We start from the raw sequence: 1,540 nt of genomic DNA, 5'->3' as shown, positions 1-1,540 counted from the left end.
CTGGTGAGATAGCTACAGTGACGAAACCGTTTGCTGGTTTTGGCTGCCAGTAGCTTTTCTCTGTCTGGCGGTTGAAGTAATACACCACACCTTTATCTTCAGTATTCTCTGTCATGGTCGGCTCCTTAATCCTTATTATGTAAACGTTTACATTTTTACCTAAATTTTAGCGCGCATGTGGAGTAGTAATGCTCACTTGTTTTGGTTTCATATGCACTATCGTTAAGAATATAAATGCAAGTACTGGAAGTACCATCGCTATGCGTAGCGAATAGTCTGTAGAAACAGATCCAATAATGATAGGGGCAATTAAAAATCCTGTATAACCTAATGTACCATTTAGAGCATAACCAACAGCAGGTGATTCCGGGAATACTTTACCTGCTCGACTATAAAATACAGGAATCATATTACCCAAACCTAGACCTACTACTAAGAATCCTAAAATAGAAACTGTAGGAGTAGGGAAGATAATTGCTAATAGTAAACCAATTGCACCCGCAAGACCTGAAGTAATAAGAACCTTTGATTCACCAAATTTATTAATAAAGTAATCGCCAGATAAACGTGTAAGTGCCATAGCCAAACTAAAACCAGCAAAACCTAGGGCAGCAATATTCGTTGAAACATGACTGATATCTGTCAAATATAATGAGCTCCAATCAATTAGAGTTCGTTCAATAAATAAGGCGAGGAAAGTTAAAAATGCAAGATAGAGTAGAGTACGATTTGGTAATCTAAATTTCACTTTTCCTTCATTAGCTTGGACTTCAGGACGAATATCTACTAAGAAAAAGGCTGAGATTATAGTTGCAACGAATACGAGCACTCCAGCTAAGGTTAAACAGTAAGTTGCCCCTAATTTATCTGAAAGTAAAACAGCAACAGTCGAAGCACCAATTAATCCACCTATGCTAAATAAAGCATGGAAAGAGGGCATAAGTACTTTTTTTCTTTCAATCTCGATTACACATGCATGACTATTCATTGCTACATCATAGATACTGTTTATAACGCCAAGCAGTAAAATACTAGCAACAAAAGTCGTATACGATGGTGCATATGCACATAAAGGAATAGTGAAAGATAAAAGAATCCCTCCTAACACCAAAGTATTCCGTGTACCAATTTTAGTGGCCAAGATACCAGCTATGTACATAGTAATCATTGTACCGGCGGCAAAACCACTTAGTGCAAAACCAAGCTGTTGGTCAGTTAATGCAAGATTTCGTTTAAGTTCTGGAATATTGGTAGCCCAGATAGCAAGTACAACACCATTAATAAAAAACATAAGGGATGTAGCTAACCTTGCTCTTAAAAGTAAACTTTTATATAGCATTTTTCTCTCCTTGAAATTTATGCCACTTTAAAATAATCAGTATCTGATATTAAAGATTTAGTACCTTTTATGATATCGGCCATTTTTTCGGCCATCATAATGATCGGTGCATTCAAATTACCACTCGGGATCTCAGGCATGATCGATGCATCCACAATCCGCACATTGTCTATGGTGTGAACACGACCAAACTCATCAACC

The 1,540-nt window shown here is 37.1% G+C and carries 2 protein-coding genes; both read right to left on the bottom strand.

What is annotated here, in order from left to right; translation table 11 throughout:
• Positions 1-166 precede the first annotated feature (166 nt).
• On the bottom strand, positions 167-1,339 hold the full coding sequence (locus tag KNQ97_RS19135; protein WP_024432734.1) for an MFS transporter: 1,173 nt from the start codon (positions 1,337-1,339) through the stop codon (positions 167-169).
• A 17-nt stretch (positions 1,340-1,356) separates the two neighbouring features.
• A partial coding sequence (locus KNQ97_RS19130) for a GMC oxidoreductase (RefSeq protein ID WP_253612636.1) occupies positions 1,357-1,540 on the bottom strand: 184 nt, incomplete at its 5' end.

The organism is Acinetobacter sp. UC24323 (assembly GCF_024151445.1).
GTDB classification, from domain to species: Bacteria; Pseudomonadota; Gammaproteobacteria; order Pseudomonadales; family Moraxellaceae; genus Acinetobacter; species Acinetobacter baumannii.
The sequence above is the reverse complement of the archived record's forward strand: the minus strand, read 5'-3'. Positions and strand labels throughout refer to the sequence as shown.